22 protein-coding genes and 4 pseudogenes are annotated in these 25,806 nt (G+C 72.2%); 15 read left to right on the top strand and 11 right to left on the bottom strand.

Going from position 1 to position 25,806, the window contains the following annotated elements; translation table 11 throughout:
- Positions 1-42: 42 nt before the first annotated feature.
- Positions 43-1,536, bottom strand: coding sequence for an FUSC family protein (locus ACWCV3_RS16285; protein WP_451223639.1), 1,494 nt, complete (start codon positions 1,534-1,536; stop codon positions 43-45).
- 261 nt (positions 1,537-1,797) lie between these two features.
- Between ACWCV3_RS16285 and ACWCV3_RS16280 the strand changes: the two genes are divergently transcribed.
- A complete protein-coding gene (locus ACWCV3_RS16280) occupies positions 1,798-2,277 on the top strand; it encodes an Lrp/AsnC family transcriptional regulator (protein ID WP_451223637.1) in 480 nt (159 codons plus the stop codon).
- Positions 2,278-2,338: 61 nt separating this feature from the next.
- Entirely contained in the window at positions 2,339-3,829 is a 1,491-nt protein-coding gene (locus ACWCV3_RS16275) for an MFS transporter (protein ID WP_451223635.1), read from the top strand.
- A 4-nt stretch (positions 3,830-3,833) separates the two neighbouring features.
- Here ACWCV3_RS16275 and ACWCV3_RS16270 read toward each other — a convergent pair whose 3' ends face one another.
- Entirely contained in the window at positions 3,834-4,580 is a 747-nt protein-coding gene (locus ACWCV3_RS16270) for a LysR family substrate-binding domain-containing protein (RefSeq protein WP_451223633.1), read from the bottom strand.
- A 58-nt stretch (positions 4,581-4,638) separates the two neighbouring features.
- On the opposite strand from ACWCV3_RS16270, the gene ACWCV3_RS16265 reads away from it, so the two are divergent.
- The 4 genes from ACWCV3_RS16265 to ACWCV3_RS16250 all read left to right on the top strand — a co-directional run bounded on the left by ACWCV3_RS16265 (position 4,639) and on the right by ACWCV3_RS16250 (position 8,039).
- Positions 4,639-5,031, top strand: a complete 393-nt coding sequence (locus tag ACWCV3_RS16265; RefSeq protein WP_451223631.1) for a DUF5997 family protein — start codon at positions 4,639-4,641, stop codon at positions 5,029-5,031.
- A 100-nt stretch (positions 5,032-5,131) separates the two neighbouring features.
- A complete protein-coding gene (locus ACWCV3_RS16260; RefSeq protein ID WP_451223629.1) occupies positions 5,132-5,872 on the top strand; it encodes a class I SAM-dependent DNA methyltransferase in 741 nt (246 codons plus the stop codon).
- 52 nt (positions 5,873-5,924) lie between these two features.
- Positions 5,925-6,734: a M15 family metallopeptidase gene (locus ACWCV3_RS16255; protein ID WP_451223627.1), complete on the top strand. Its 810-nt coding sequence runs from the start codon at positions 5,925-5,927 to the stop codon at positions 6,732-6,734.
- A 99-nt stretch (positions 6,735-6,833) separates the two neighbouring features.
- Positions 6,834-8,039 (top strand): metallophosphoesterase, encoded by a 1,206-nt coding sequence (locus ACWCV3_RS16250; RefSeq protein WP_451223625.1) that lies wholly within the window; start codon positions 6,834-6,836, stop codon positions 8,037-8,039.
- A 58-nt stretch (positions 8,040-8,097) separates the two neighbouring features.
- Here ACWCV3_RS16250 and ACWCV3_RS16245 read toward each other — a convergent pair whose 3' ends face one another.
- The 6 genes and pseudogenes from ACWCV3_RS16245 to ACWCV3_RS16220 all read right to left on the bottom strand — a co-directional run bounded on the left by ACWCV3_RS16245 (position 8,098) and on the right by ACWCV3_RS16220 (position 14,439).
- Positions 8,098-10,293 carry a serine/threonine-protein kinase gene (locus ACWCV3_RS16245; protein WP_451223838.1) on the bottom strand — a complete coding sequence of 732 codons (2,196 nt, stop codon included), beginning with the start codon at positions 10,291-10,293 and terminating at the stop codon, positions 8,098-8,100.
- 776 nt (positions 10,294-11,069) lie between these two features.
- On the bottom strand, positions 11,070-11,561 hold the full coding sequence (locus ACWCV3_RS16240) for an RNA polymerase sigma factor (protein WP_451223623.1): 492 nt from the start codon (positions 11,559-11,561) through the stop codon (positions 11,070-11,072).
- Positions 11,562-11,687: 126 nt separating this feature from the next.
- Positions 11,688-12,308, bottom strand: a complete 621-nt coding sequence (locus ACWCV3_RS16235; protein ID WP_451223621.1) for a class F sortase — start codon at positions 12,306-12,308, stop codon at positions 11,688-11,690.
- Complete coding sequence (locus ACWCV3_RS16230; protein WP_451223619.1) at positions 12,305-12,703, bottom strand: sortase-dependent protein; 399 nt, start codon at positions 12,701-12,703, stop codon at positions 12,305-12,307. Before ACWCV3_RS16230 ends, ACWCV3_RS16235 begins: the two co-directional genes overlap by 4 nt.
- A gap of 274 nt (positions 12,704-12,977) precedes the next feature.
- Positions 12,978-13,187, bottom strand: a pseudogene (locus ACWCV3_RS16225) (MFS transporter); the annotation flags it as partial.
- A gap of 484 nt (positions 13,188-13,671) precedes the next feature.
- Entirely contained in the window at positions 13,672-14,439 is a 768-nt protein-coding gene (locus ACWCV3_RS16220) for an MBL fold metallo-hydrolase (RefSeq protein WP_451223617.1), read from the bottom strand.
- An 86-nt stretch (positions 14,440-14,525) separates the two neighbouring features.
- Here ACWCV3_RS16220 and ACWCV3_RS16215 point away from each other — a divergent pair, with 86 nt between their 5' ends.
- From ACWCV3_RS16215 to ACWCV3_RS16200, 4 genes and pseudogenes are all read left to right on the top strand, one after another.
- The gene (locus ACWCV3_RS16215) at positions 14,526-15,143 is read left to right on the top strand and encodes a CGNR zinc finger domain-containing protein (RefSeq protein ID WP_451223615.1); all 618 of its coding nucleotides are present in this window, start codon (positions 14,526-14,528) and stop codon (positions 15,141-15,143) included.
- A gap of 293 nt (positions 15,144-15,436) precedes the next feature.
- Positions 15,437-15,571, top strand: a pseudogene (locus tag ACWCV3_RS16210) (MBL fold metallo-hydrolase); the annotation flags it as partial.
- 361 nt (positions 15,572-15,932) lie between these two features.
- Complete coding sequence (locus ACWCV3_RS16205; RefSeq protein ID WP_451223852.1) at positions 15,933-16,232, top strand: hypothetical protein; 300 nt, start codon at positions 15,933-15,935, stop codon at positions 16,230-16,232.
- Between the two features lie 26 nt (positions 16,233-16,258).
- Positions 16,259-16,702 carry a hypothetical protein gene (locus ACWCV3_RS16200; RefSeq protein WP_451223849.1) on the top strand — a complete coding sequence of 148 codons (444 nt, stop codon included), beginning with the start codon at positions 16,259-16,261 and terminating at the stop codon, positions 16,700-16,702.
- Here ACWCV3_RS16200 and ACWCV3_RS16195 read toward each other — a convergent pair.
- Positions 16,675-17,097, bottom strand: coding sequence for a YjbQ family protein (locus ACWCV3_RS16195; protein ID WP_451223613.1), 423 nt, complete (start codon positions 17,095-17,097; stop codon positions 16,675-16,677). The genes ACWCV3_RS16200 and ACWCV3_RS16195 overlap by 28 nt on opposite strands.
- A gap of 192 nt (positions 17,098-17,289) precedes the next feature.
- Here ACWCV3_RS16195 and ACWCV3_RS16190 point away from each other — a divergent pair.
- Positions 17,290-17,792 (top strand): annotated as a pseudogene (locus ACWCV3_RS16190) (ABC transporter permease); the annotation flags it as partial.
- Positions 17,773-18,480, top strand: a pseudogene (locus ACWCV3_RS16185) (LLM class flavin-dependent oxidoreductase); the annotation flags it as partial. The pseudogenes ACWCV3_RS16190 and ACWCV3_RS16185, both read left to right, overlap by 20 nt.
- Before the next feature lie 39 nt (positions 18,481-18,519).
- Here ACWCV3_RS16185 and mltG read toward each other — a convergent pair.
- Positions 18,520-19,398 carry an endolytic transglycosylase MltG gene (gene mltG, locus ACWCV3_RS16180; protein WP_451223611.1) on the bottom strand — a complete coding sequence of 293 codons (879 nt, stop codon included), beginning with the start codon at positions 19,396-19,398 and terminating at the stop codon, positions 18,520-18,522.
- Between the two features lie 82 nt (positions 19,399-19,480).
- Positions 19,481-21,256: an ABC transporter ATP-binding protein gene (locus ACWCV3_RS16175; RefSeq protein WP_451223609.1), complete on the bottom strand. Its 1,776-nt coding sequence runs from the start codon at positions 21,254-21,256 to the stop codon at positions 19,481-19,483.
- A 142-nt stretch (positions 21,257-21,398) separates the two neighbouring features.
- Here ACWCV3_RS16175 and ACWCV3_RS16170 point away from each other — a divergent pair, with 142 nt between their 5' ends.
- The 3 genes from ACWCV3_RS16170 to ACWCV3_RS16160 all read left to right on the top strand — a co-directional run bounded on the left by ACWCV3_RS16170 (position 21,399) and on the right by ACWCV3_RS16160 (position 25,691).
- Positions 21,399-21,845 (top strand): MarR family winged helix-turn-helix transcriptional regulator, encoded by a 447-nt coding sequence (locus ACWCV3_RS16170; RefSeq protein WP_451223607.1) that lies wholly within the window; start codon positions 21,399-21,401, stop codon positions 21,843-21,845.
- Between the two features lie 208 nt (positions 21,846-22,053).
- A complete protein-coding gene (locus ACWCV3_RS16165; RefSeq protein ID WP_451223835.1) occupies positions 22,054-23,913 on the top strand; it encodes an ABC transporter transmembrane domain-containing protein in 1,860 nt (619 codons plus the stop codon).
- Positions 23,910-25,691, top strand: a complete 1,782-nt coding sequence (locus ACWCV3_RS16160; RefSeq protein WP_451223605.1) for an ABC transporter ATP-binding protein — start codon at positions 23,910-23,912, stop codon at positions 25,689-25,691. Before ACWCV3_RS16165 ends, ACWCV3_RS16160 begins: the two co-directional genes overlap by 4 nt.
- Positions 25,692-25,806: the final 115 nt, after the last annotated feature.

Here is a 25,806-nt window from a genome sequence, read left to right as displayed (position 1 = left end):
GGGCGCGGGGGCCGCGCGACCGGCCCTCACGCACCCGCACGCTCAGGCCCTGACCAGCCGAGCCGGCCCCGCGGCCTCCCGGAGCGGCTCCGCCAGATCGGCCAAGGCGTGCTCCAGCCCGTGCAGGTGGACCAGCGCCGGTTCCGCCGGGGTCTCACCGGGCCGGTGCAAAGGCTCAAGGCCCCCTTCGGTGAGCGCCTCCACGGCCGCCTCCACCCGCCAGCAGGCGGCGGCCAGCCGGGCGTCGTGGGACGCCTCGGGATCGGCCGCGACGGCGACCAGCCCCCGGACCTCCCGCGCACAGTCGTCCAGGAGGGCCAGCACCCGCCGGGCCCGCCTCTTGCGCCCCAGCAGCGGATTCAACGGATGCACCAGCGGCGCGACGGACATCCGCACCCGCCCGAGCAACTGCTCCAGCTCGGCCACCGACGGCGCGGGGTCGGCCGTCGCGGCCCCCGCAAGCCGAGCCGCGGCCTCGGCCGTACACGCGTGCACACACCGCAGTGCCCGCTGGATCCACGCGTCGGTGGTGACATGCGTGGTCACCGGCAGCACCACCAGCACGGCGAGCATCGCCCCGGCCGCTCCGACGGCCGTCTCGGCCACCCGCAGCGCCAGCAGCGAGGGCGTGAGCACCCCGAGCAGCCCGTACAGCACCTCGGCCAGCAAGGTCACGCACAGCATCATCCACGTGTAGGAGACGGCGGCCGAGTAGAAGATCCCGAACACCGCCACCGCGACCAGCACCGCCGACGGCACGACCGCCCCGTGCAGCGGAAGCGCCACCAGCAGCCCCAGCCCGATCCCCAGCACCGTCCCGAGGACGCGCCGGAACCCCCGTACCAGCGTCTCCCCGCGCGAGGCGGTGTTGACGAAGACCCACCAGGTCGCCCCGACCGCCCAGTACCAGCGCTGCCCGGACAGCACCTGTCCGAGGGCCAGCGCGAACCCGGCGCCCGCGACCGCCTGCGCGGCCTGCCGGGTGGTCACGCGGGCCAGCCCCGTACCGCCCGGAGGGGCGGGCACCGCGGGCACGGGAAGGCCCCGTTCGTAGCACCAGGCACCGAAGCGCACCGCGGCGGCGCTGAGCACGGACAGCAGGACGGCGGCGTACAGCTCGGGCAGCCGGACCGGGGTGACGTGCAGGAACTGTCCGACGAAGAACATCATGAAGGCGAACACCCCGAGGCTGTGCCCGCGCGGACCCCAGCGTCGCGCGTACACCCCCGCGCCGACCACCGCGAGGAACGCCAGGTCGCGTGCGACCGGATGCGCGTGCAGTTCGGCGGCGGCCGCCAGCACCGGCACGCCGACCCCGGGGAGGAGCGCGGTAGTGACGGCCTGCCCCCGCACGGTGGCGTCGGCGACGGTGAACAGGGCGAGCAGCGCGGCCAGCCCGCCCGCGACCATGCCGGTCAGCGACTGCCCCGCGAGCCCGCACACGACGACGGCCAGCCCGATACCGAGCACGGCCCGCGCGGCGAAGCGCAGCCGTACCCGTCCCGGGTCCGGCGCCATGAACACCTTCTTCAGCACTGCTCGTCCGTCCCCTGGTGGCCGTTCGCACGAAAAAGGCGCCGCGGAATCCGCAGCGCCATCGACACCCCTATGACAGCACCTCAGGTCCGTCTGGCTCAACTGCCTCCCTTTTGACTGAGCCATTGGTTCACATCATCCGAACGCCAGCAGGAGCCTCACGGGCCAACGGCCCAGGTCGCACGGCACCGCCGAGCGGGGTGGCACTGGACCATTGGTACAGTCACGCTGGTGGACGAACCGTGAGGAGGCCGGAACGCGATGGCCGTGGACGAACTGGACACCCGTATCCTGCGCCTGCTGCTGGAGCAGCCGCGCACCAGCGTGCGCGAGTACGCCCGCATCCTCGGCATCGCGCGGGGCACCCTCCAGGCCCGGCTCGACCGGATGGAGCGGGACGGCGTGATCACGGGCACGGGCCCCTCGCTCTCCCCCGCAGCGCTGGGCCATCCCGTGCTGGCTTTCGTGCACATCGAGGTCACGCAGGGCCACATGGACGACGTCGGGGAGGCGCTGGCGGCCGTTCCGGAGATCGTCGAGGCGTTCTCGACCACCGGTGGCGGGGACCTGCTGGCGCGGGTGGTGGGCCGGGACAACGCCCATCTGGAGGACGTGATCCAGAAGCTGATCAGCGTGCCCGGCGTGGTGCGCACCCGTACGGAGGTGGCCCTGCGGGAGCGGGTGCCGTACCGGCTGCTGCCGCTCGTGGAGTCGGTGGGCCGGTCCGCGGCGAAGCCCTGACCGGTCGCCCGGACCCGTTCCCCGTGGTGCGGGGGCCGGGGTCACTGCATAGCGTGACCCCATGACTACAGTCCAGACCCGCCCTGCGGCCGCCGGTGACCGACGGCGGTGGCAGGCGCTCGCGGTCTGTCTCGTGGCGGGCTTCATGACGCTGCTCGACAGCTCGATCGTGAACGTCGCGCTGCCCTCGATGGAACGCGGCCTGGGCGCCGACGCCGCCGACGTGTCCTGGGTGGTGTCGGGGTACGCGCTCACCTTCGGCCTCGCCCTCGTCCCGGCGGGCCGGCTCGGTGACGTTCGCGGGCGCCGGGCGGCCTTCCTGTTCGGGCTCGCGCTGTTCACGGTCGCCTCGGTGGCGTGCGGGCTGGCGCCGGGTTCGGGGTGGCTGGTGGCCTTCCGGCTGCTGCAGGGCGCGGCCTCGGGCATCGTGGCGCCGCAGACGACCGGACTGATCCAGCAGATGTTCCAGGGCGCCGACCGGGCCCGCGCGTTCGGCATGCTGGGCAGCGTGGTCGGCATCTCGACGGCGGTAGGACCGCCGGCGGGCGGCCTGCTGATCCAGGCGTTCGGCGTCGACGACGGCTGGCGCTGGGTGTTCTACGTCAACCTGCCCATCGGTGTGGCAGCGTTCTGTGCGGCGCTGCGGCTGCTGCCGCGAACCCCGGTGGCGGAGAAACGGCGGGAGGGCGCGGACCTGACGGGCGTCGTGCTGCTCGGCGCGGGCGTGCTGGCGCTGATGCTGCCGCTGGTGCAGGAGCAGCAGTGGACGGGCCGGACGAAGTGGGCCCTCATGCCGGTGGCGGCGCTCCTGCTGACCGCGTTCTGGCGCTGGGAGCGGCGCCAGGGCAGGCGCGGAAACGACCCGCTGATCGACCTGGAGCTGTTCTCCCTGCGCTCCTTCACCCTGGGCGTGCTGCTGAACCTGGTGTACTTCGGCGGCTTCACCACGGTGTTCTTCGTCTACACCCTGTACTTGCAGAACGGCCTCGGCTACGGCGCGCTCGCGGCGGGGCTGGCCTCGCTGCCGTTCGCCATCGGTTCGGCGGCCGGCGCGGCGCTGGGCGGCCGGCTGGTGGTACGGCACGGCCGCGGGCTGGTGGTCGTCGGGCTGGCCGGGGTGGCGGTGGGCCTGCTCGGCGTGATCGGCGCCGTACAGCTCTTCCAGGGACCCGGCGCGGCATGGGCGGCGGCGCTGCCGCTGCTGGTGGCGGGGGTGGGCTCCGGGGTGACGATCTCCCCCAACACCACGCTGACCCTGACCCGCGTCCCCGTACGCCGGGCCGGGGCGGCGGGCGGCATCCTGGTGACGGCCCAGCGCATCGGCTCGGCGGCCGGTATCGCGGCCGTGGGCGCGGTGTACTTCGCCCACCTGGCCAACCACGGCACCTCCACGAGGGCGCTCCAACTGGGCCTGCTCACGGCGGTCGGGATCATCCTGGTCGCGCTGGTGCTGGCCATCGCCGACCTGCGGGAGCGGCAGGCGCACCCGGAGCCGCCGATGGGCGACGGCCCGGCTCCGGAGCCCGCGGAGCGCGCGCCCTCGAAGGCGTGAGTGCTCAGGACTTGCGGCGCGGCTTCCCGGGACGCCCGCCGGAGCGCCCGCGCACGGGCCGCCCGGTGGGCTTGCCGCCCTTCTGCCGGGCGGCGCCGGGTGCGGGCTTCTTCTTCTGCTGCTTGGGCTCCGGGGGCGTCGCGCGGCCCCGGGTGCTGTTGACGGTGCGGCCCCGGACGATGCCGATGAAGTCGTCCACCCGGTCGGTGGTGGCCTCCTCCGGCCAGGCCAGAGCGATCTGCGACTGCGGGGCGTCGGCGACCGTCCGGTAGGTGAGGTCCTTGCGGTGGTAGAGGCGCGCCAGGGACTGGGGGACGATCAGCAGGCCGACGCCGGCCGCGACCAGCTCCAGCGCGTCCGGCGTGGTGGCGGGGCGCTCGAAGCCGGGCTCACCGGGCGGGGCGTCCCAGTCGAAGACGTCGTCGAGCGGATGGAAGAGCACCTCGTCGGCGAGGTCGGCGAGCGTGACCTCCTCGGCCGCGGTGATCACGTGGTCCTTGGGGACGACGACCACCGTGTCCTCGGTGTACAGCGGGATCGCGCTGAAGAAGTCGCGGTCGACGGGCAGCCGTACGAAGCCCGCGTCCGCCTCTCCCGCGCGCAGCAGGGCGTCCGCCTCGGCGGCGGGGACCTGGGTGAGGACGAGGGGGGTGCCGGGCAGGCGCTCGTTCCAGATCCGCACCCATTTGGCGGGCGTCACTCCGGGGACGTACGCGAGCCGGAACGACGGTGATTCTTCCGAGCCTGTCACCAGGCCAGGCTACCGGCCGTGGTCGGCCGCCACGCACACGGCCGATACCCTTGACCTCATGAGTTCGCAGCAGAGCCCCCAGACGATGAAGCCCGCCACCGCGGCGAAGAAGCTGGGTGTGTACCTCCCCGCCACCCCCGCCGCCTTCCAGGAGGGTGTGGTCTCGCGCGCCGAGCTGAACGAGCTCCAGACGAACCCGCCCGAGTGGCTGCGCGAGCTGCGTCAGAACGGCCCCCACCCCCGTCCGGTGGTCGCGGCCCGCCTCGGCGTCTCCATCGCGGGTCTGGCCCGCGGCGGTGTCACCGAGCCCCTGACCACCGCGCAGATCGAGGACCTCCGCGAGGAGAGCCCCGAATGGCTGGAGAAGGAGCGCGCCACCCAGGCCGAGGTCCGCAAGGAGACCGCGCGCGTCAAGAAGCTGCACGAGAAGAAGGAAGCCAAGGAGAGCTGAGGCTCCTGCGCCGATGACGCGGCCACGCCCCTTCCCGGGTGCGGCCGCGTCGTCTTATTGCGTCGACAGGCCCCCGGTGGCCCCGGCAGAGTGGCCGCCCATGACCAGCAGCGAGCTGTGGGGCCGTGCCAGCGCCGAGCGCTACGACGCCGAGGAGACGCAGATGTCCTCGGCGGAGGTGCTCGGTCCGACCCTCGATTTCCTCGCCGGGCTCGCCGGTGAGGGGCGGGCCCTGGAGTTCGCCGTCGGTACCGGGCGGGTGGCGGTGCCGTTGCGGGAGCGCGGGGTGCCGGTGGCGGGGATCGAGTTCTCCGCGCACATGGCGGCCGTGCTGCGCCGCAAGGTGGACGAGGAGACTCTGCCGGTCACTTTGGGGGACATGGCCACGACGGTGGTGCCGGGCGAGTTCAGCCTGGTCTACCTCGTCTACAACACGATCTCCAACCTGCTGACGCAGGACGAACAGGTGGAGTGCTTCCGCAACGCCGCCCGTCATCTGGCGCCCGGCGGCCGCTTCGTCATCGAGCTGGGGGTGCCTCCGCTGCGGCTGCTGCCGCCCACACAGGTGGCGGTGCCGTTCGACGTGTCGGCGCACCATGTCGGCTTCGACACCTTCGGCCTGGTGGAGCAGATCCTCGTCTCGCACCACCTCACGCGGGACGGCGAGGACGGCCGGTACCGCCGTTCCGCCTCCCGCCACCGGTACGCCTGGCCGGCGGAGCTGGACCTGATGGCCCGTATCGCCGGCCTGGAACTGGAGCGGCGGGTGGCGGACTGGAGGGGGACTCCGTTCACGGACGCCTCAACCGCTCACGTCTCCGTCTGGCGCAAGCCGCTCTGAGCGCCCACCGGTACTTCCCCACCACGCGCCCCACCTGATAGACGCAGGAGGCATGACTCGACTCTCCCGCGCCGCACGCGGTGTCATCACCGCCGTGGCAGCCCTGCTGGCCGTCACCGCCGCCTCCGCCACGGCCCACGCGGCTCCGGAACCGAGGGCGCCGAAGGACTTCGTGGCGCTGAGCACGGTGGACCCGACGATCATCCAGGAGATGCGCTACTTCACTCCGCACAACTTCGTCGGCGAGCGCGTCGACGGCTACCGGCAGCCCGTCTGCGTCCTCACCCGCCCGGCCGCCGAGGCCCTGCATCAGGCGCAGCGCCAACTCCTGCGCCACGGCTACAGCCTGAAGGTCTACGACTGCTACCGGCCGCAGCGGGCCGTCGACCACTTCGTGCGCTGGGCCGAGGACTTGGACGACGAGACCATGAAGGCCGAGTTCTACCCGGAGGTCGACAAGACGCGCCTCTTCGCCGACGGCTACATCGCGGAGAAGTCCGGGCACAGCCGGGGCTCGACCATGGACCTGACGATCGTCCGGCTCCCGGCGCGACCGACCCGCCCGTACACCCCCGGTCAGCCCCTCGTCGCCTGCTTCGCGCCCGAGCGGCAGCGCTTTCCCGACAACTCCCTCGACATGGGAACCGGATTCGACTGCTTCGACCCGCTCGCCCACACCCTGGACCCGCGCATCCAGGGCCGACAGCGGGCCAACCGGCTGCTGTTGAAGAGCACACTGGAGAAGCTCGGCTTCGTGAACCTGGCCGAGGAGTGGTGGCACTACACGTACCAGCCGGAGCCGTACCCGGACACGTACTTCGACTTCCCCGTCGCGTGGAGGTCGCTGTCCGCCGAGCGCTGACCCGGGCTGCCCGGAACGGACCGAGTGCGCCCCGCCCGGCGGTCCGTCACGCGGCGGCGGACAATGGGCTCCACGGGGAGACTTCAGCGAAGGGGAAGCGTGACCGAGACCAGCAGCACCCCATCCACCACCGGTGACGCGGCAGAGACGCCGCCGGGCCGGCTGCAACGCCTGATGCGCTGTCTCCCCCTGGTCGCCCCCGTACTGCTGTGGGCCGTGCCGTGCGGGGTCCTCCTGTACACCGGCCAGCACTGGCCGCCACCGGTGACCCTGGCCGGCACCGCGCTGTTCGTCCTCGGGCTGACCGGCATGCCGTTGGCGATGGCGCGCGGCCACGGGCGGCGCCGGCAGGACGGGGCGGCGATCGTCGGGGACACGCTGCTGGGCGCCGTCTGGGTACTGTTCACCTGGTCCGTTCTGCTCGGGATCCTGCTGCGGCTCGCCCTGGCCGTGGCGGGTGCGGGTGACGGACAGGACCGGGCGCGCATCGTCACCTGGGCCGTCCTCGGCGTGACCGCCGTGCTGCTCGCCTGGGGGTACGCCGAGGCCCGGCGCGTGCCGCGCGTGCGCCGGGTCGACGTGGAACTCCCCCGCCTGGGAGCCGGGTTGGACGGCACCCGGGTCGTCCTGATCACCGACACCCACTACGGTCCGCTCGACCGCGCCCGCTGGTCGGAACGGGTCTGCGAGACGGTCAACACCCTGGAGGCCGACCTGGTCTGCCACACCGGCGACATCGCGGACGGCACGGCCGAACGCCGCCGCGCCCAGGCGGCCCCGCTGGGCACCGTCGAGGCGACGCGGGCCCGCGTCTACGTCACGGGCAACCACGAGTACTACAGCGAGGCGCAGGGCTGGGTCGACCTGATGGACGAGCTGGGCTGGGCACCGCTGCGCAACCGCCATGTGCTGCTGGAACGCGGGGGCGACACCCTCGTGGTGGCCGGTGTGGACGACGTCACCGCCGGTTCCTCCGGCCTGGCGGGCCACGGCGCGGACCTCGCGGAGGCGTTGAACGGCGCCGACCCCGACCTCCCGGTCCTGCTCCTCGCGCACCAGCCCAAGTTCGTCGACCGCGCGGCGGCCCACGGTGTCGACCTCCAGCTCTCCGGCCACACCCACGGCGGCCAGATCTGGCCCTTCCACCACCTGGTCCGCCTCGACCAGCCCGCCCTGGCCGGCCTCACCCACCACGGCGCCCGCACCCGCCTCTACACGAGCCGTGGCACGGGTTTCTGGGGCCCGCCGTTCCGCGTCTTCGCCCCGAGCGAGATCACGCTGCTCGTGCTCAGGCCGGCTTCGTAGCGGGTGTTCTGCAGGCGGGCCCGGCCCGACCGGCAGGGCACCTCCCCCGGGGCGGGGGTCAGCCCGCTTCCGGCGGCTTTCGGGTGTCGAAGGCGAAGATCGTGTTGCCGGCCGCGGCCACGATCAGGGCGCGGCCGGCGACGGTCACGCGCGGGCTCGCCCCCTGTTCGCCGGTCAGACCGTCGGCGTGCGGTCCCGTCGTCCACAGGGGCTTGCCGTCGTGGGGCGACAGGGCGACGACCCGGCCGGTGGCCGAGCTGAAGTACAGCGCTCCGTCACCCGCCGCGGGTCCCGACGCGCCCTCCACAGCGGTCTGGCGGGACCACCTGCTCCGGCCGGTCAGGGGGTCGATCGCCGTGACCAGCCCGGTCTGCCCGCTCACGTAGACGGTGCCGCCCGCCATGCCCGGTGTCCCCGCGTACGTCCTGGCCAGCCGGGAGCGGGTGACCTTCCGCGACGCCGGATCGACCCGCACCACCGCGTCGTACCCGTCCGGCGCGACTCCCTCCACGTGCTCCCGGAGCAGTACGAGTACACCGCCCGCGACGCCCATGGGCACGGCGGGCCCGTCGACCGTGACAGGCGTGCCCAGTCGCCCCGAGGCCCGGTCGACCTCGTACAGGGTGGGCCGCAGCACCGCCACGGCGTCCACCTCCTCGTCTGACGCGCACATCGCGAAGAGCCGCGCTCCGGCCGGGACCGGAGCGCACTGCGCACCCGTGGGGAACGGCGTCTTCCAGCGGACCGCGCCGCTGCGCGCGTCCCGGGCCTCCAGGCGGGAGTTGGCACCGTCGACCATCACCACGGAGGAGCCGATCACGACGGCGTCCCGGTTCCGGCCGGTGACGGCCTGCGACTGCGCGCCGGACGGCGCGGACCACCGCTCCCGGCCCGTCCGGGCGTCGACGGCCACCACCTCGGTGGCAGGTGACTCCGGGTCGTCCTGGGCGGCGATGCGGTAGCCGAGCACGGTGTCGTCGGTCGCGCCCACCAGGTTCACGCCCTGGGTGGGGACGCCCGGGCTTTTCACGGTCCACACCCGAGAGCCGTCGTGAGCGCGCAGCCGGGCCGCGACGACTCCGCCGCCCCCGCAGTACACCGCGTCGCCGCGGGCCACGCAGCGCAGCTCGTCCGGGATGTCCTCCCGGCCGCCCGCCACGGCCTCGCGCCAGGGCCTGAAGCCCTGCGGAAGAGCGGCCCCCGACGCCGCGACACTGCTGCCCCGGCCGTCGTCGCCTGCGGAGCGGACCGCGTTCAGCGCGGCGACCGCACCGCCGATGGCCGCCACCGCGACGGCGACGGCGACGGCGGGCTGCCATCGGTTGCGCAGGCGGCGCCCCCGGCGGGCGCTCCCCGCGCCGGGACCGGCCGCCGCCGGAGGGAGCTGCTGGGTGACCATGTCACCGGGCCGGCCCGCGCCGGGTCCGCTTGCCTCGGTGCCGCCGAGATCGACCGGCAGGTTCCGGAGCAGCACCAGCAGTTCGTCCGACGAGGGGCGTTCCGCGGGCTCCTTGCGCAGGCACGGCTCGACGACCGCGCGCAGCGCCTCGGGCACTGCCCCGAGCGAGGGCTCCTCGTGCACCACCTGATACGCCATCAGATAGGGGCTGTCGGCCTCGAAGGGCCCGCGCCCCGTCGCCGCGTACACCATCAGCGTGCCCAGCGAGAAGACGTCCGACCTCGGCCCCACGCCGCGCGGCGACCGCAACTGCTCCGGCGACATGAAGGGCGGCGTACCGATGATCCGCCCCGTCATCGTGAGCGTCTCCTGGTCCGCGGCACGCGAGATGCCGAAGTCGATGACGCGCGGACCCTCGGGTGAGAGGACGACGTTCGAGGGCTTCAGGTCACGGTGGACGACACCGGCCCGGTGGATGTCGCGCAGCGCCTCCGCCAGCCCGATGGCGAGGTTCCGGAGCCTGGCCCCGCTCAGCGGGCCCTCGGCGGCGCAGTGCTGGGCGAGCGTGCGCCCTTCGATGTAGGCCGTCGCCATCCACGGCTGTTCGGCCTCGGGATCGGCGTCGACCACGGCGGCGGTGAACGCGCCGCTGACCCGCCGTGCCGCCGCCACCTCCTGCCGGAAGCGGATACGGAACTCGTCGTCCTCCGCGAAGTGCCGGTGGATCAGCTTGACGGCGACGGGCCGCCCCGAAGCGGTACGGGCCAGGAAGACGGTGCCCATGCCCCCCGAACCGAGCCGCGCCTCCAGGGGGTAACCGCCGATCTCGGCCGGATCACTCTCGCGCAGCGACACCGCTCCCGACACCCCGTTCTCCACGTGCACCTCTGCCACCACGGACCTGCCCACCTGTCCCCCACAAGCTATCCGCAAGGCGGCCGGAGACGGCGACACGGGTGACCGACCGAGAGCCGGACGGCATCGGCGGGCGGCCGTCGCCGCACACCGGACCGGACGGGTTGCCTCGGCCACCACGCCTTCCGGCGGTCTCGGCGCTGCACGACAACCGCATGGACGCGGACATGAAATCCGGCGTGCCCGCCGATCGACAGGTCGCAGCCGCCCGCCTCGCGGGCCCGGGCCACGGACGGCGTCGAGGTCAGGAGCGCGTCGGGTTCGTCGAGGGCCCCATCGTGCGCGAGCGTGGGGTGAGGGGCGACGGCCGGCGTTCCGCCGCAGGGGTGGACGAGGGTACGGCCGAGGGCGAGGCGGAGGTGGCCGGCTGGCGGACCGGCCTGGTCGGCCTGCTGGTCGAGGAGCGGGCGTCGGGGCGTGGACCCGCCGGAGTCGGTTCGGTGCCGGTCGGCGGGGCCGTGGGGCTGCTCGCGGGGGGCGGGGCGAGGGGAACCGTCCGGGAGACGGGTTCCTGGAGCGCGCCGCGCAGAAAGGGTACGGCGAGGAGAGCGGCGACCGAGCAGGCAGCGGTCGTCACCACAGCGGTGCGCAGGACACGGCGACGGGCCGCGCCGCGGCGGATCTCCTCGTACCGCCCGGGCGGAGGCGCGAGGTGCCCGGAGGGGGGCCGCATGATGACGGCGAGAGGGTCGTCGGGTTCGAAGTCCGGACCGTCATCACTGTATGTGATCAAGACTTCTCCTCAGGTGGGCACGGAGCAGTTCGCGGGCCGCGTGCAGGTCGGCCTTGACGGTTCCTTCCTTGCGCCCGGTCAGTTCGGCGACTTCCCGGATCGGCAAGTCAGCGTAGTAGTGCAGGAGGGTCGGTATGCGCAGTCGTTCGGGGAGCGCCTGGACGAGCAGGCGGACCGAGGGATCGCTCTGCTCGGCGGGCGGGAGGACGGATGCCTCCACGGTGGCGCGGCGCATGGCCCTGCGTTCGCGCTCCAGGCGGCGCCAGTGGTCGCGGACGATGTTCGCGGCCGTGACGTAGAGGAAGCCCCAGGGCTCCGCCACTGACGTCCAGCGCGCCCAGAGGCGGGTGAACGCCTCCGAGGCGATCTCGTGGGCGGTCTCGTCGTCGTCGACCAGACGGCGGCACCAGCCGGCCAGGCGCGGGTAGAGAACGGCGAACAGCTCGGCTGCCGCCTTCTCGCGGGACCGTTTCAACACTCTCCACAGGGGGGTGGGGACATTCTTCATGTCCGGGTGCGCGGGGCGACCCGGAGGAAGACCCCGGACCGGGGCCGTACGCTCCACGGCGTACGTTCCCTCGGCCCGGGATCGGGCGGCCCGTCAGTGAGGCGTGGTGCGCAGCGCCGCGAAGACGATCACGTTGTCGCGGTAGCCGTCGCCGGTACGTGGACCGCCGCAGGTGATGAGTCGCAACTCCGGCCGGTCGACGTCGCCGTACACCGCCTTCGTGGGGAATTCGGCCTTGGCGACGGTCCGTACGGAGGTGACCGTGAACTCGGCCGACACGCCGTTCTCCAGGCGCACGCCGATCTCGTCGCCCCGGCGCAGCCGGTCGAGCCGGCGGAAGACGCCGTCCCCGTAGGCGCCGACCGTGACATGACCGAGGATCACCGACGGGCCCGTCCGGCCCGGCACCGGAGAGCCCTGGTACCAGCCCGCCTGATCGTGCGCGGTGATCGGGGGCACCTGCACGGTGCCGTCCTGTGCCAGCCCGAGCCGCATGACCGGGGTGTCGACGCCGATCCCGGGAATCCGCAGGCGCACCGGGACCGAACGGCGCGTCGCGGCCGACGCGTTCGACGGATCCGCGGAGGGCCGGGGTGTCGCGTGCGCGCCGCGGGAACGAGCGGTGGATGCCGCGTCCTCACTGTGCCCGCCGCAGCTGACGAGCAGCGAGCCCGCCGCCGCGGCGGCGAACACGCGCCTGGAGACGTGGGTCATGCCCCGTTCGCCCGTCGGCGGCGTACGAGGAGGACCGCCGCGCCACCCACCGCGAGCCCGGCTGCGGAACCGCCGCCGATCAGCATGCCGTCCGGGCCGGGGCTGTCGGACCCGGTGGTCACTCCGGTGTCGGGGGCGCCACTCGGTACGGCGCCGACCTGGCCGCGTCCCCCGCCGGGCGCGACGGAGGGCACGGGGGTGGCCGCCCGGCTCGGCATCCGGGTGGGCACCGTACTCGGCTCCGCACTGGCCGGCACGCTCGGCCGGGTCGACGGTACGGAGGTGGCGGGACGGGGAGTCGGGGACGAGTCCGCCCCACCGGCGAACGCGGGCACCGTGCTCGCCAGCACTGCCACGCACGCGGCCGCCGTGGCACTCAGGACTGTTCGGCGCATGTATCGCTCTCTCTCGTCGTCCGGTCCGGCGGGCGGCCGGGCCGGTTGAGTCATGGATCGAGCGGAGAGACGAGACAGGACGGACACGGGTTGCAAAGGATCGGCAAAGCTGTGCGGGGTGTGCACGCCGTCGGACTACGGGCAGGGAGGCGCGATCGCGTGCCTGCGTCAAGTCGCCGGGGCAGAGGGCTGCCACTCACGTGCCGGCGCCCGGAGAGCCATGGCCCGGCGGGCGTCCCGGCCAAGGCTCGGGGCCCGTCATCACGGACGAGCGGGCGGCCAGGCCGGGGCGGCGCCCGCGGGTCTGCGAGACGCGGCCGATGATGACGGCGGCGAGGGCGGAACCTGCGGTGAGCAGTGCGCTGGGCAGCCCGGCCAGGCTGATGGAGTGGAGCATGTCCTGAGCCAGCAGGGCGGCAACGGTGACGCCGGCCGCGAGTCCCACGGCGCTGAGGACCTGGGACGTCAGCAGGATGACCAGGATGCGTCTTGGCGTCTCAGGTGTAGAAGCCGAAGCAGTGGCCGATGGGGCGTCCGTCGGCCCGCTGCGGGGGCGTCGTCGCAGTGTTGTGCATGGTGTCCCCGTTGCAGGCCCAGCAGTGGTGGGCGTGATGTCGCGGCCCCTGATGCGGCTGCCTGTCCGGCTGCTCGTTGGGGGTATGCGCCCACTGCGGGCAGCGAGGCCGGTTCAGGCGCGGACGCGAGGACCGGTGTGGAGGGCAGGGTGTAGGCGTCGGCGATGAGTTCGGCCAGTGCGATGCTGCCAGCCAGGACGGCGGCGCTGACGCCGCGGCCGGCCAGGGCGGTATCGAGGACGGACAGCGGCGCGGGAGCGGAGCCGCGCGCCGTTCCGTGATCGGGTCGTTCACGGGGATCCTTTCTGCGGTGCACCGGCCTGGCGCGGCCGAGCCAGGGAATGTGCCGCCGCGGTGCACGCGTGGCGCACCGCGGGGCCAGGGCGTTAGGTGTCAGGCCAGTTCGACGCGATCGATCAGTCCGGCGGTGGTGAAGGCGTCCACGAGCTGCTCGCGGCCCTCGGTGAAATGGGCCCAGCTGTCGAAGTGGACCGGCACGATCCGGCGGGCGCCCAGGATGCGGGCGGCCTCGGCGGCCTGAGCGCTGTCGAGCGTGAGCAGCGCGCCGTCCAGGACGGGGGTGCGGACCGCGCCGGCGAACAGCACAGCGGTGTCCACCGGGCCCAGACGGTCGGCGATCTCGCGGACCAGGGAGAGCTGGGCGTTGTCGCCGCTGACGTAGACGGTGGGCAGCCCGTCACCGCTCAGGACGAAACCGACGACCTCGCCGACAACGGGTTCGAGGTCCTCACGCGCGCCGGGCCCGTGCAGGGCCGGAACTCCGGTGACGGTGATCGTGCCGCCACCAGGGCGGTCGAGCTCGATGGACTCCCAGTCCTTCAGGGGGCGTGCGGTGCCGCCCAGCCGGCCAGCGCCACCGGGCGTGGTCAAGGTCAGAGGGACATCGGCGAGCAAGCTCCGGCCCGAGGCGTCGAGGTTGTCGTCGTGCTCGTCGTGCGACAGCAGCACCACATCGACACGGCCCAGGTCAGCGGGCGTGGCGGAGGCGGGCGCGGTCTTGGCCAGGCCGGAGGGGTAGGTGCCGGGGGCGTCGAAGGTCGGGTCGGTCAGGAACCGCAGCCCGCCGTACTCGATAAGGGCGGTCGGACCGCCGAGGACACGGATGGGAACCTGCTCGCTGGACGCGTCGGTCGTTGCCATGACGAAATCACCTCACGGATAGATTGCCTTACATCCGTGAGCATAGGTTTTTGTCACGGATAGAAGCAAGTTGTAGCGTGAGATGTGTGAGTGAAACCGATACCGCCACCACCGTTGATGCAGTCGGCCCGGGGCTGCCACCGGCACCGGGCGCTGAGCAATACCCCGCCCTCGACCTGGCCAACAGCGCCATCGCCCTGCCGGGCGGCCAGTTTCTCGATGAGTTGGGCACGCCCTCCGGCGCCAACCAGTGGCTGGTGGACCACAACCTGGCCCCCGCGGACGCCAGCCTGCAGGAGATCTGCGCGGCACGTCTGCGCTCCCTGCGCGAGAAAGTACGCGCCCTGCTCGCCGCCCAGGTAGGCGGGCATCCGGCTCCCGCCACCGCGCTGGCCGCCGTCAACGATGCCCTCACGAGGGTCCCCACCGCCTCCCCGATCGGCTGGGACTCGGTCCGCGGCATGCACCGCATCGCACCGCATCCCATCGACCGGATCGTCGACCAAGCCCTCGGCATCCTCGCTGCCAACGCCGCCGACCTCCTCACGGGACCCGACGCCGAACGGCTGACGGCCTGCCCCTCCACCCCCTGTAACCGCTACCTGCTCCGTGCCGGGCGCCGACACTGGTGCTCAGTCCGCTGCGGCGACCGAGCCCGCGCCGCCCGCGCCTACGCCCGCCGCATGCAGACCGCCACCGACTGAGTCGGGCCACCCCCGCCCCGCCGCCGGTTCACCGGACCCGCGCGCCGGGGCGCGGTTTCGCACACCCTCGAGCCCCCGGCGTGGACGGCACACCTCGCTCTCCATCCGGTCATTCCCCACGGTCAACGAAGGACAGCACCTCTCATGACGGTCGCATTCACCCTGCTGACCACCGGCTACGACAGCCTCGACGCACGCAACGGGACCGCGACGGCCGCGAGAAGCCGTGGCACGTCGCCTCGACCGTCTGCGTCCTGAGCGACAGCGACACAACCGTCGTCGTCGACCCCGGCATGGTCGAGGACCGCAAACTCATCCTCGACCCGCTCGCCGCCGCCGGAATAAGCCCCGAGCAGGTGACCGACGTGGACTTCAGCCACCACCACCCCGACCACACCCTCAACGCCGCCCTCTTCCCCCACGCGCGCGCCCCCGACGTCTGGGCTGCCTACCACAACCACCTCTGGTACGACCGGCCCGCCGACGGCTACCAGCTCTCCCCCTCGATGCGCCTGATCGAAACGCCCGGCCACACTCCACAAGACATCTCCACCGTCGCGGAAACCGCCGAAGATCCCACCTCCGACGACCACGAGGGCCTGCGCGCCTCCCACCGTAAGATCCTCGCCCTCAGGTCCTCCCTGATCGTCCCCGGCCATGGAGAGCCCTTCGTCCCCGACGAGAACACCCCCACCTATAGATCGGCTTCGCCTTCGTCATTCGGCGCTCGCTCGCGGTACGCCTGCGGTCGTCGCGGCATTACTGCTGAGGGTCACCGCGCTGGCGGGGATGGTCCTCGTCGACGACGAAGCCGATGCCACCGAGATCACCGACGGCGAGGGTGGTCTGCGCGGCGTGCCCGAGGAGTTCCGGCCGTGGATTCTCCGGCCCTCCAAGGAGTGCTCGGAGCGGGAGTTGACGTCTGCGCTGCCGGCAGCCCAGCTTTACCAGGAGAGCAAGTTCCAGACCTCCCGCGAGCGCGCGACCTCGGGGGCGGGAGCGCAGGGCCCGGCGAAGTTCGTCCCCGGTACCTGGGCGACCTGGGGCCGCGACTCCGACGGAAACGGGAAACCTCCCCCTGGGACATAGGCGACGCCGTCATCGCGCAGGGACGCATGATGTGCTCCCTGATCAAGAAGGCCAAGTCCGGCGGCATCACCGGCGACCCGCGCGCCCTCGCCATGGCCGGATACAACGCGGGCTGGGCCCGCGTCGAGCAATACGACGGCGTCCCGCCGGCCAGCTTCGCCCATGGCGAGACCTACAACTACGTCCGGATCATCCTCGCCCGGGTGCCCCGCTTCCAGGGCCCCAGCCTCTTCTCCATGCCGGGCTCCGGCGACGGAGCCGACGTCGTACGCCGGGCCGCCGACAGGATGGGCACCCCCTACGCCTGGGGCGGCGGCGGACCCGACGGTCCCGGCACGGGCTTCTGCGACGGCACCAACGGCTATCTCAACGGCCGCTGCTCCGCATCCTCCACGGTGGGATTCGACTGCTCCTCCCTCGTGACGATCTTCATCGCCCTGGGTCACCCCATGAAACTCAACCGCACCTGACGGTTGGGATTGTCCCTGTTCGTGTCCACCAAGCACACGGACTGCCACGTGCCCAACTCCAGGCTGCCGCCGACGACGGGCAGGGTGGCGTGCGGCGGGACAATCGCGGGGAGGACGTGGTCGCGGCCGTGGCCGGGGCTGCCGTGGCGGTGCTGCCAGCGGTCGTCGGCCGGCAGCAGGGTGTGCAGGGTCGCCAGGAGATCGTCGTCGCTGCCGGCGCCGGTCTCGATGACAGCGACGCCGCAGGTGGCGTGGGGTACGAAGATGTTGAGCAGGCCGTCGCGGCCCGCCGCGACCTCGCCGAGGAAGCTCTCGCACTCCTGAGTGAGGTCCACGACCCGCTCACGGGACCCGGTGGCGACGTCGAGCACGCGCGTGGTGAAGGCATCTGACATGCCTCCATCCTCACCCACTCCCCGCGGTTCACGCCCTTCGCCACGGCCGCTGACGCCTTTCTCCAGCTCCCCCTCGCCCTTCCTCAGGGCCGCCTCGCGTTCCCCGCCCGCCACTTGTGACCTCGCCGAGCCGAGGGCGCCGTGGCGCCGACGGCGCACCCTCGTTCCCGCTCTCCACCGTGTGGAGCGCCCATGCGTATCAGTCATGCCCCACCGCATCCGTCCGAGGCGACGGGCAGAGCCAAGAGGCCTGCCTCCCCCACTCTGCAACGCCTCGTCCCCGCCTCCTCCCGCCGCGACCGGCTCCCCCGCTGGCTGCGCCGCACCACCGGCCCGGTCGCCCTTCTCGCCCTGTGGCAGACGCTCAGCTCCGCAAGGGTGTTGGCGCCCGATGTACTCGCCCCACGGGCCGGATAGCCCAGGTCGCCGGTGATCTGACAGCCGACGACTCGCTGCCCGACGCCATGGGCGTCTCCCTGCAACGTGTCGCCGCCGGACTGGTTCTCGGCACCTCTGTCGGTACCGGACTCGCCCTGGTGTCCGGGCTGTTCCCCCTCGGGGAGGACGTGATGGACGCGCCGGTGCAGATGTTGCGCACCGTGCCGTTCGTGGTACTGATCCCACTGTTCATCATCTGGTTCGGCATCGGTGAGACCCCCAAGATCGCCATCATCACGCTGGATCTGGCAGGGCCGGCCCTACGACTTCCACGGCGCTCACTACGACGTGGACGGCGGCCTCACCTCCCTGCCACCGGATCCCTTGCCGGAGATCTTCTTCGGCGGCTCATCCCAGGCCGCGGGCGCGGTGGCCGCCCGCCACGCCGACGTGTACCTGACCTGGGGCGAGCCGCCGGCCCAGGTGAAGGAGAAGATCGACTGGATCCGGTCGCCGGCCCAGCGTGACGGGCGCACGCTCCGGTTCGGCGTCCGGCTGCACACCATCTCCCGCGACTCCTCCGCCGACGCCTGGCCGACGGCGAACCGGCTCCTCGACGACCTCGACTCCGGCACCATCGCCGCCGCTCAGGCCGCCCTGGGCCACAGCGAGTCGGTCGGCCAGCGGCGAGTGCTGGAGCTGCACGGCGGCTCCCGCGACCAGTTGGAGATGCACCCCAACCTGTGGGCGGGCATCGGCCTGGTCCGGGGTGGCGCGGGCACCGCCCTGGTCGGCAGCCACACCGAGGTCGCCGACCTGATCGAGGAGTACCACGCCCTGGGCTTCGAACACTTCGTGCTCTCCGGATATCCGCATCTGGAGGAGGCGTACTGGTTCGGCAAGGGCGTGATCCCGGAACTGGCCACTCGCGGGCTGCTGTCTCCCGACACTGCCTCACGGGCCGCCGGAGGGCCGGCCCCGCTTTTGGTCGCCCGGGGCCGCTGAGCCCTTGGGGCGCAGCTCGTCACTGGCCGCCCCGGCCGCTCACTGGGGCGGCCGGGTGACCGGGCTGCGGCTCCCGGACTGCGTGCCCGAACCGGCAGCGGCCTTCTGCTGGGCGTTGAACTCGGCCACGTTCCGCAGATGCTGGGTGTAGTCGGCGGTGAAGCGGGTGTCGCCGGGCTTGACGGTGACGAAGTACAACCAGTCCCCCTTCGTCGGGTTGAGCACCGCCCGCATAGCGTCCTCGCCGGGGTTGTCGATCGGCGTCGGCGGCAGCCCCATGCGCTGGTAGGAGTTGTACGGGCTCTCGATGCGGGTGTCGTCGATGCTGGTGTGGACGGTGTTGCGCTTGAGGGCGTAGTTGAGGGTGGAGTCCATCTGGAGCGGCATCCCGCGCTCCAGCCGGTTGAGGACGACGCGGGCCACCTTCCCCATGTCGCTCCTGGTGGCCGCCTCGGCCTGCACGATGCTCGCGACGGTGACGGCCTCGTAGACGTTCATCGCGTTCCGCTGGGCTCCGGCCGCGACCGGCGCGCCGTTGAACCGCCGGTTGGCCGTCTCGACCATTTTCCGGAGCAGTGACTCGGCGGTGGTGTCGTCAGTGAGGGTGTAGGTCGCCGGGAAGAGGTAGCCCTCCGGGTTGCCCTCGGCGGCGGACTCCAGCTTGAGCCCCGCCTTGGCGACGGTCTGGCGGGCGCTGCCTGGCGGCAGCGCGAGCGCCTTGTCGATCGCGTCGTAGATCTGGCTCGCGCGCCAGCCCTCCGGAATGACGAGGGTGGTGGGTTCGTCGTCCCCGAATCCTCCCAGGCTCAGCGGCACCACCACGGCGGTGCCGGCCAGGACGGCGCCGACTCCGACCAGGGCGAGCCTGCCCCGGCGCGTCAGTCGCGTCATGCTCCGTGACCGAGTCTTCGTCTGCATGCGGGCACGGTAGTACGTATATCGCCGCAAAACCGGCATATGTTCAGCTTGTCGACTACTGATCGCCCCTCATGACGGTCGTTCAGCCGGCGGGTTCGAGTTGGGCGTCCCGGCGCACCAGCGCCGCGTAGCGCCCGTCGCGCTGCAGCAGTTCGCCGTGCGTGCCCAGTTCCGCGACCCGGCCTGCGTCGAGGACGGCTATCTGGTCGGCGTCCCGGACGGTCGAGAGCCGGTGGGCGATGGTGATGGTGGTCCTGTCGGCCGACAGGGCGTCGATCGCGTCCTGCACCGCAGCCTCGGTGCGGGTGTCGAGGGCGCTGGTCGCCTCGTCGAGGATGAGGACGGGCGGGTCGCGCAGGATGGTGCGGGCGATGGCCAGGCGCTGCTTCTCTCCACCGGAGAACCGGTGTCCGCGCTCACCAACGACGGTGTCGTATCCGTCCGGCAGGGCGGTGATGTGGTCGTGGATCTGGGCGGCGCGGGCCGCCGTGTGCAGTTCGTCGTCGGTGGCGTCGGGCTTGGCGAAGCGGAGGTTGTCGGCGACGGAGGCGTGGAAGAGGTAGGTCTCCTGCGCCACGACTCCGACCGCGCGCGTGAGGGTGTCGAAGTCGAGGTCGCGGACGTCCACACCGTCCACGGTGACGCGGCCTGCGGTGACGTCGTACAGCCGGGGCACGAGACAGCCGAACGTCGACTTGCCGGCACCGGTCGGCCCCACCACGGCGAGGCTCCCCCCGGCCGGCACGGTGAGGTCGATTCCGTCGAGGACCGGGCCACTCTTGTCGCCGTACCGGAACTCGACTCCCTCGAAGCGGACCTCGCCCTTGATCTCGTCGAGGTGGACGGGGTCCACCCGCTCGGTGATGTCTATGGGCAGGTCGAGGTACTCGAAGATGCGCTGGAAGAGCGCGAGTGACGTCTGGAGTTGGACGCCGGTGGAAAGCAGGCTCACTGCGGGCCGGAACAAGCCCTGCTGGAGCGAGACGAAGGCGACCAGCGTGCCCAGCGAGACCCCGGGGCCGCCGAACTGGAGGGCCAGACCCGCGGCCCAGTAGATGAACGCGGGCATCGCCGCCATGACGATGGAGATCACCGCCATGCGCCAGCGGCCCGCCATGCTCGCCCTGACCTCCAGATCGACCAGGCGCTCGGACTCCTCCGCGAAGCCGGCGGTCAGCGAGTCGGAGCGGCCCATGGTGCGGCCGAGCAGGATGCCGCTGGCGGAGAGCGACTCGGTGACGGTGGCGGCCATGACGGCCATCTGTTTCTGCCGTCGAGTGGTGATCTTCTTGCGCTCGTTCCCGACCCGGCGGCTGATCCACACGAACACCGGGAGCAGGACCAGCGAGACGAGCGTGAGGCGCCAGTCGAGGGCGACCATCGCCACGATCGTGGCGACCACGCTCGTGGTGTTGGAGACCAGGGAGGTGGCGGTGGAGGTGACGGTCGCCTGCATCCCGCCGATGTCGTTGGCGATGCGGGACTGGACCTCACCGGTACGGGTGCGGGTGAAGAAGGCGAGGGACATCCGCTGGAGGCGGCCGTAGACAGCGGTGCGCAGGTCGTGCATGACGCGCTGGCCGACGGTGGTCGAGATCAGCGTCTGGAGGACACCGAAGACGCTGGAGAGGACGGCGCTGAGGATCATGCCGAGCGCGAGCAGGCTCAGCAGCCCGGTGCGGCCCTGCGGGATCGCCACGTCGAGGATCTCGCGCAGGAGGAAGGGTGTGGCCACCGAGACCAGCGAGGAGGCTCCGACAAGGAGGCCGACGACGGCGAGCCGACCGCGGTAGGGACGGAAGAGTCCGAGGATGCGGCGCACCTGCCGGGACTGCTCCCCGGTGCCGGGTGGCGGCATCCAGGATGTTTCTCGTTCGGGGTTCAAAGGACTCCTAGGAAAGCGAGGAGGGCCGGACCGACGGGCGGCCGACTCTGACTCATTGAGCGTAGCTCATTGTTACCTGTACTCACAATGAACAGCGTCCTGATATCGTTTCCGTATGTCGACCCCAGATCCCGAGGGTGTGCTCGCCGAGCAGCTGCTGCGGCTGACCCGCCGGGTGCACCGCATCCAGAAGCGTCATCTCGAATGGCGTGATCTAGGCGTGACGCCCGCCCAGTCCCGCCTGCTGCGCACCCTCGCGCACTACGACTCACCACCGCGGATGGCCGACCTCGCCGAGCGCCTCGAAGTGGTGCCGCGTGCGGTGACCACCCTGGTCGACGGCCTCGAGGCACACGGCAAGGTCCGCCGGGCGCCGGACCCCTCCAACCGAAGGGTCACCCGTATCGAGCTGACGGACGAGGGCCGCGCCACCCTGAGCGAACTGCACGGTGCACGCCGGTCCGCGGCCGAGGAGATCCTCGCCCCGCTGACCGAGAAGGAGCGGCAGGTGCTCGGTGTCCTGCTCGACACCTTGGTCGACGGCGACACCCCGAAGCGGTGAATCCCGCACCCGGCTCCTCCGCCGACCGCACCGCGCCGAGCCGGGCGTAGCGGAGTTCCGACGCACGGCCGGATCCCGGCACGGGCCGTGCCACACCGGAAAAACCGCTTGAAATTCACCTCCGCGCAGGGCGAACCTTTCACGGCTTGCCGCCGCCTCCGGGTGTCGCCGCAGCATGCCCTTCCGTGACACGAGCCACTGGGACGCCATGCAGATCCAAGATCTTCCGTACTCAGATCCAGGGGTACCCGACGCGCGGTCCGGACCCAGCCTGCTGTGGTGGCTCGGCCGCAACCAGTCGGGCGGTCAGTGCAGGGCACTGCTGTGGGGCATGCTGCACTTCGTCTCGGTCTGCGCCCTGCCCTTCTGCGTCGGTCTGGCCGTGCAGGCGGCCGTCGACCGATCCGCCCGCCGGCTCGCGCTGACAGGCGGTCTGATGCTGCTGTGCGGCGTCGCCATCGCGGTGGGCGACACCTTCCTGCACCGCGCCGCCGTCACCAACTGGATCACGGCGGCCGCACGCCTCCAGCAGCTTCTGGCCCGCAAGGCCGCCCATCTCGGCTCCGCGCTGACGCGACGGGTCGCGGCGGGTGAAGTGGTCACCGTGTCGACGGGTGACGTGGAGAAGATCGGATGGTTCGTCGAGGCGGTGTCCCGCTTCACCGCAGCCGCGCTCACGGTCGTCGTGGTCTGCGTCGCGCTGCTGGTCTACCAGCCCGCCCTGGGGGTGGTCGTCGCAGTGGGCCTGCCGATTGTCGCGCTCGCGGTGCTGCCCTTGCTCCCCAGGGCCACGAGCCGCGCCGACGTTCAGCGGGAGAAGGCCGGCCGCGCGACCGAACTCGCCTCGGACACCGTGGCCGGGCTGCGGGTGCTGCGGGGAATCGGCGGCGAGGGCCTGTTCCTCGACCGCTATCGCCGCGCCTCGCAGGAGGTCCGCCACGCCGCCGTGCGCAGCGCCCGGATGTGGTCGGCCATCTCGGCCCTCCAGGTCTTGCTGCCGGGGCTGCTGCTGATCGTCGTGGTCCTGCGCGGCGTCCAACTGGCCCGGGAAGGCCGGATCACGGTCGGTGAGCTGGTCACCGTCTACAGCGCGGTCATGATCGTCAACTATCCGCTGCGGCATTTCATGGAGATCGCCATGGCGTACTCCTTCTCCAGGCCCTCCGCGGAACGGGCGGCGCGGGTGCTGTCGCTGGAACGTCTCACGGACACAGAGGGCTCGTGCGCGACCGAGACACCGAGTGGCGACCTGTTCGATCCGGCCACCGGTCTGCGCGTCACTGCCCGCCGGTTCACCGCGGTGGTGTGCGGCGACCCCGATGTGGCGGGGCGCCTCGCGGATCGCCTGGGCGGGCATGCTCCCGAGCCCGGCCCGCCGGTCCTGCTCGGCGGCGTACCCCTGGACGCGCTCTCTCTCGACCAGGCCCGCACGGCCGTTCTGGTCCAGGACAAGGATCCGGTACTGATGTCCGGGACCCTGCGCGAACTCCTCGACGTACCTGCTTCCGGCGCCGTCCGCGCCGCGGACGCGCTGGCGGCCGCCCAGTGCGCGGACGTGCTGGACGCCCTGGCGCAGGGGGCGCTGGACACGGCCGACCCGATGGACGCTCGGATCACCGAGCGCGGGCGCTCCCTGTCCGGCGGCCAGCGCCAGCGTCTCGCCCTGGCCCGCTCCCTCGTCGCCGATCCGGAGATCCTGGTCCTGGATGAACCGACCTCCGCCGTGGACTCGCACACCGAGGCGAGGATCGCGGACGGGCTGCGTCGGCTGCGCTCGGGCCGTACGACCGTGGTGTTCACCTCCTCACCGCTGCTGCTGGACCGCGCCGACGAGGTCGTCCTCCTCCACGACGGCGAGGTCGCGGCGACCGGCAACCACCGCGAGTTGATCGGCACGGAACCCTGGTACCGCGCCGTCGTGACACGGGAGGGCGATGACGAACCGCGCGAGCCGGCCGCCACGGACACCACCGCCCCGCCTCCCCCGCGTGGACGACCGGACCCATCCGACGGAGCCGCTCGTCCGGGCGCTCTCGAACCGCTCGAAGAGATCGAGGAAAGCGCATGACCGGCGTAGCGCCACCGGCGTACGACCCGGCGGCCCCGACGACCGCCACCACCTTGCCCGTGGGCACGTCGGCCACCGTCCGCGAGTACGTGGCCGAGCTCTTCCGCCGCCATCGCCGGGCCTTCGTCCTGCTCATCGGCGTCAACACGGTGGCGGTCGTCGCCTCCATGGTGGGCCCGTACCTGCTCGGCGGTCTGGTCGAACGCGTCGCCGACCGGGCTCAAAACCTCCAACTCGGCCTGACTGTCGGGCTCTTCGGGCTGGCGTTGGCCGTGCAGGCGGTCTTCACACTGCAAGTGCGGCTGCGTGGCGCGATGCTCGGGGAGCGGATGCTGGCCGATCTGCGCGAGGACTTCCTCGTCCGCTCGGTCCGGCTGCCGCCCGGCGTGCTGGAACGGGCCGGGACCGGTGACCTGCTCTCCCGCATCACGACCGACATCGACCGGCTGTCCAACGCCATGCGGGAGGCCGTTCCCGAGTTGGCGATCGGTGTCGTGTGGGCGCTGCTGCTACTCGGCGGCCTCGCCGTCACCGCACTGCCGCTCGCGGCCGCCGCTCTGCTCGCGGTGCCGGTGCTGGTGGCCGGGTGCCGCTGGTACTTCAGGCGCGCTCCCTCCGGCTACCGCTCGGAGGCAGCCGGATACGCGGCCGTCGCCGCCTCGCTCGCCGAGACCGTGGATGCCGGCCGCACCGTCGAGGCCCACCGTCTCGGCGCCCGCCGCGTCGCGCTCTCGGACCGGCGGATCAAGGAATGGACCGCGTGGGAGCTGTACACACTGTGGCTGCGCTCGGTGTTGTTTCCCGTGATCAACGCAGTCCACATCATCGTGCTGGGTTCCGTCCTCATGGTCGGCGGGGTCTTCGTCCTGCGGGGCTGGATGGACGTGGGGCAGCTCACCACGGGCGCGCTGATCGCCCAGATGCTGGTCGACCCGGTCAATCTCATCCTGCGCTGGTACGACGAGGTGCAGGTCGCCCACGTGTCGCTGGCCAGGCTCGTCGGGGTGCGGGACATCGAGCCGGACGCCGGTGACGCGTCGCTGGTACCGGACGGGCGGGACGTGGACGCCGACCGGGTCCATTTCGGCTACCGCGAGGGTGTCGACGTACTGCGTGCGGTCTCCCTGCGGGTGGCGCCGGGCACCCGGCTGGCGCTGGTAGGCCCCTCGGGTGCGGGCAAGTCCACGCTGGGCAGGCTGCTCGCCGGGGTGTACGCGCCTCGGGACGGTCATGTCACCCTCGGCGGCGCCGAGCTGTCCGGTATGCCCGCCGAACGCGTCCGTACGCATGTGGCCCTCGTCAACCAGGAGCACCACGTCTTCGTCGGCTCCCTGCGGGACAACCTGCTGCTGGCCCGCACCGAGGCACACGACGCCGAGCTGTGGACGGCGCTCGGAGCGGTCGACGCGGACACGTGGGCGCGAGCGCTGGAGGCGGGGCTGGACACCGAGGTCGGCTCCGGTGGGCTGCCGCTGACCCCTGCCCAGGCCCAGCAGATCGCGCTCGCCAGGCTGGTGCTGGCCGACCCGCACACGCTGGTACTGGATGAGGCGACCTCGCTGCTCGATCCACGGGCGGCCCGCCACCTGGAGCGTTCGCTGTCCCGCGTCCTCGACGGGCGCACGGTGGTGGCCATCGCCCACCGACTGCACACCGCCCATGACGCCGATGTGATCGCGGTCGTCGAGAGTGGTCGCATCAGCGAGCTGGGCAGCCATCACGACCTGGTCGCGGCAGACGGGGCCTACGCGGCTCTGTGGCGCTCCTGGCACGGGTGAACGGCGGGCCATAGGGGCCAAGGAGGAACGGTGCGGTCGGGCAGGCAGCCATGCGGCCGTCACTCGCCCACGACCCCGGCGTTGCCGTTGCGCGGTCCCGAACGGGGGTGGAAGG

This window comes from Streptomyces sp. NPDC001781, assembly GCF_053596035.1.
The sequence above is the reverse complement of the archived record's forward strand: the minus strand, read 5'-3'. Positions and strand labels throughout refer to the sequence as shown.